The sequence below is a fragment of the Dietzia cercidiphylli genome (assembly GCF_014145145.1).
GTDB classification, from domain to species: domain Bacteria; phylum Actinomycetota; class Actinomycetes; order Mycobacteriales; family Mycobacteriaceae; genus Dietzia; species Dietzia natronolimnaea.
The window spans coordinates 1-3,032 of the sequence record NZ_JAALEA010000013.1 but is presented as its reverse complement, the minus strand read 5'-3'; the positions used below and the strand labels follow the sequence as shown (position 1 = coordinate 3,032).

Sequence of the window (3,032 nt, the reverse complement as noted above, 5' to 3'; positions counted from 1 at the left end):
ATCGTGGTGCAGATCGCGCAACGGACAGCAAAGACTCCGGCGCAGGTTCTGCTCCGCTGGCACGTCCAGCAAGGAATCGTCCCGATCCCGCAGGCCGCCAAACCCGCATGGCTGGTCGAGAACATCTCGGTGTTCGATTTCTCCCTGACTGCCGAGGAAATGGCCGCCCTGGCGAGGCTGGACCGCGGAGAGAACGCCGCCCGCGACTCCGACTCCCCCGAGAACGGCCACTGACCCTTGCCGCACCCACCCGTACCTGGCACGAAGAGTGGGAGGGGTTGACGTAGATCACAAAATGCGGAAACCTCTTCTATACAGAGTGGACCTCTGCTCTGCAGACTGACTGATCGATGATCGAGAAGGAGCTCTCCCATGGCAGACCATCACGGCGTCCTCGAGGACGTACGGCGGGGCATGATCCCTGCACATATCTACAACGACAAAGAGCTCTTCGAACTCGAGAAGGAACGTCTCTTCAGCCGCAGCTGGCTGTTCGTCGCCCACGAGTCGGAGGTCCCCGAGGCTGGTGACTACGTGGTCCGCAGGGTCCTCGAGGACTCGTTCATTATCTCTCGGGACGAACAGGGCCAGGTCCGGGCCCTGTTCAACATGTGCCTCCACCGGGGCATGCAGGTGTGCCGGGCGGAGATGGGCAATGCCTCCCACTTCCGTTGCCCGTACCACGGTTGGTCTTACCGCAACGACGGGCGCCTCGTTGGCCTGCCGTTTCACAAGGAGGCATACGGCGGGGAGGAAGGCTTCAAGAAGAAGGGCCAGACCCTGTTGCCTGCTCCCTCGCTGGCCACGTACAACGGTCTGATCTTCATCAGCATGGACCCGGATGCCGAGCCCCTGGAGGAGTTCCTGGGGGACTTCAAGTTCTACCTGGACTACTACACGAAGCAGAGCGCGGACGGCATCGAGCTGCGTGGCCCTCAGCGTTGGCGGGTCAAGGCGAACTGGAAGATCGGGGCCGAGAACTTCGCCGGGGACATGTACCACACGCCCCAGACCCACACCTCGGTGGTGGAGATCGGCCTCTTCCGCGAGCCCAAGGCGGAGAAGCGCAAGGACGGCACCACGTACTGGGCTGGCAACGGTGGCGGCACCACTTACAAGCTGCCCGAAGGTGGCCTGGAGGAGCGCCTGCGCTACGTGGGCTACCCGGACGAGATGATCGCCCGGATGAAGGAGCAGTGGACCCAGGAGCAGCTCGACGTGGTCGGCAAGGACGGGTTCATGATCTCGGCGGCCTCACTGTTCCCGAACATGAGCTTCGTCCATAACTGGCCGCGGGTCGAAGAGGGCTCCGACGAGGTGCTCCCCTTCATTTCCATCCGCGTGTGGCAGCCGATCAGCGAGAACGAGACGGAAGTCCTCTCGTGGTTCGCCGTCGACAAGAACGCGCCGGAGGAGTACAAAGCGCTTTCCTACAAGGCGTATCTCATGTGCTTCGGCAGTGGCGGCATGTTCGAGCAGGACGACGTCGAGAACTGGGTGTCCCTCACCAATACTGCCGCCGGCTCCATGGCACGGCGTCTGCTGCTCAACAGCCGGATGGGCATGCTCGAGAACGGCGAGAACGTCGTCGAGGCCCTGTCCCCCGAGGAATACTCGGGACCCGGCGCCACCCGTGTCGGCTACAGCGAGTACAACCAGCGGGAGTTGTTGCGCCGGTGGGCCGATCACCTCGAACGTCCGGTAGAAGCCGCAGCGCAGGTGCACGTGGGCTCGGACCCGGTGCAAGCGCCACCGGCCGCCGGATCGGGGCCCGCCCGCCCGGCCTGCGGCAGCGCAGAGACCGCGCCCGCAGCAACCCTGCACGAGGAGGTCTGATCATGAGTGTTGGAACGGCACACGAGAACGAGAACTTGACGCTGTCCGAACAATCGGCGCTGGGAGCCCACGCCCCGCGTACTCAGCGGACGGGGCAGACCCTGCCTTTCAACGATGAACTTCACCTGGAGGCGCATCGTTGGCTGGTCGATGAGGCGTACCTGTTGGACGCCCAGGACTACGACGAGTGGCTCTCCCGGATCGCCGATGACGTGCACTATCTCATGCCCGTCCGCGTCACCACTGCCCTGGGCGCCGGATACTCCACCTCACCGGGGATGGCGCACTGGGACGAGAACAAGTACTCGCTCAGTCGCCGCGTGGCACGCTTCGCCACCGAGCACGCGTGGACCGAAGATCCGCCGTCGCGGCTGCGCCACTACATCACCAACGTGCGCACCTTCCGCACCCCCGACCCGCAAGAGATCATCGTGGACTCGGCGGTTCTTCTCTTCCGCAGCCGTGGTGACGTCGGGGAGTCCTCCACTGTCTCGGCAGGACGCGAGGATCTCCTCCGCCGTACCTCATCCGGGTCCGGGTGGGAGCTGGCCCGGCGCACCATCATGGTCGACGAGTCGGTCATCCGCATGCAGAACCTGGCGATCTTCCTGTGAAACTGGAATGGGAAGGCGAGGAGGAAGACCGCCTCGCGGCGATCCAGGCCACCGAGGAACGCCGCCGGCTCGAAGAGCACGTCACCGGCAAGCCGATCGTGATCGCTAACGAGTTCTCGGAGGTCCAGGTCACCCGCATCGAGACCCGCAACGGTTCGCGGCTGATGATTCAATCTCCTCGTTCGGGCCAGTGGGTAACGCTCTGCCCGCTGGAACTGGAGTCCCTGACCTGGCAGGCCCCGGCCACGTTCTCGGCCATGATCGGCCACCCTTTCGGGCCGCTCGTGGCCGAAGACGAATAAACACCCCAACCGCCAGAGCACCACCGTCTCAAGCTAAGGAGTTCGACCATGCCCGTTGTAAAAGCCGATCTGCAGGCCTGTCAGGGGTACGCGAACTGCGTCGTCGGAGCCTCTGACTACTTCGACCTGGACGACGACGGGATCGTCGTGCTGCTCCAGACCGAAGTCCCCGAAGCCGACCGCGCCCGCGTCACCGAAGCCGCGCGCAGCTGCCCGGTCTCCGCACTGGTGGTAGAGGACGCATGAGCCCGGGCACCGTCGTCGTCGTCGGGTCCTCCAT

Annotated in this window: 5 protein-coding genes; all 5 read left to right on the top strand. The window is 64.3% G+C overall.

Annotated elements, in window-relative coordinates; translation table 11 throughout:
* Positions 1–234, top strand: a 234-nt coding sequence (locus G6028_RS00655) for an aldo/keto reductase (protein WP_182657697.1), incomplete at its 5' end; no start/stop codon positions are given.
* A gap of 138 nt (positions 235–372) precedes the next feature.
* Entirely contained in the window at positions 373–1,836 is a 1,464-nt protein-coding gene (locus G6028_RS00650) for an aromatic-ring-hydroxylating dioxygenase subunit alpha (RefSeq protein ID WP_006897058.1), read from the top strand.
* A gap of 2 nt (positions 1,837–1,838) precedes the next feature.
* Positions 1,839–2,450: a 3-phenylpropionate/cinnamic acid dioxygenase subunit beta gene (locus tag G6028_RS00645; RefSeq protein WP_006897057.1), complete on the top strand. Its 612-nt coding sequence runs from the start codon at positions 1,839–1,841 to the stop codon at positions 2,448–2,450.
* Positions 2,447–2,752, top strand: coding sequence for a hypothetical protein (locus G6028_RS00640; protein ID WP_006897056.1), 306 nt, complete (start codon positions 2,447–2,449; stop codon positions 2,750–2,752). The genes G6028_RS00645 and G6028_RS00640 overlap by 4 nt, the downstream gene beginning before the upstream one ends.
* A gap of 48 nt (positions 2,753–2,800) precedes the next feature.
* Positions 2,801–2,998 carry a ferredoxin gene (locus G6028_RS00635; protein ID WP_006897055.1) on the top strand — a complete coding sequence of 66 codons (198 nt, stop codon included), beginning with the start codon at positions 2,801–2,803 and terminating at the stop codon, positions 2,996–2,998.
* Positions 2,999–3,032: the final 34 nt, after the last annotated feature.

Coding starts and splice junctions, on each gene's coding strand:
- G6028_RS00635 (WP_006897055.1), top strand. CDS start 2,801: ATGCCCGTTGTAAAAGCCGATCTGCAGGCCTGTCAGGGGTACGCGAAC.
- G6028_RS00645 (WP_006897057.1), top strand. CDS start 1,839: ATGAGTGTTGGAACGGCACACGAGAACGAGAACTTGACGCTGTCCGAA.
- G6028_RS00650 (WP_006897058.1), top strand. CDS start 373: ATGGCAGACCATCACGGCGTCCTCGAGGACGTACGGCGGGGCATGATC.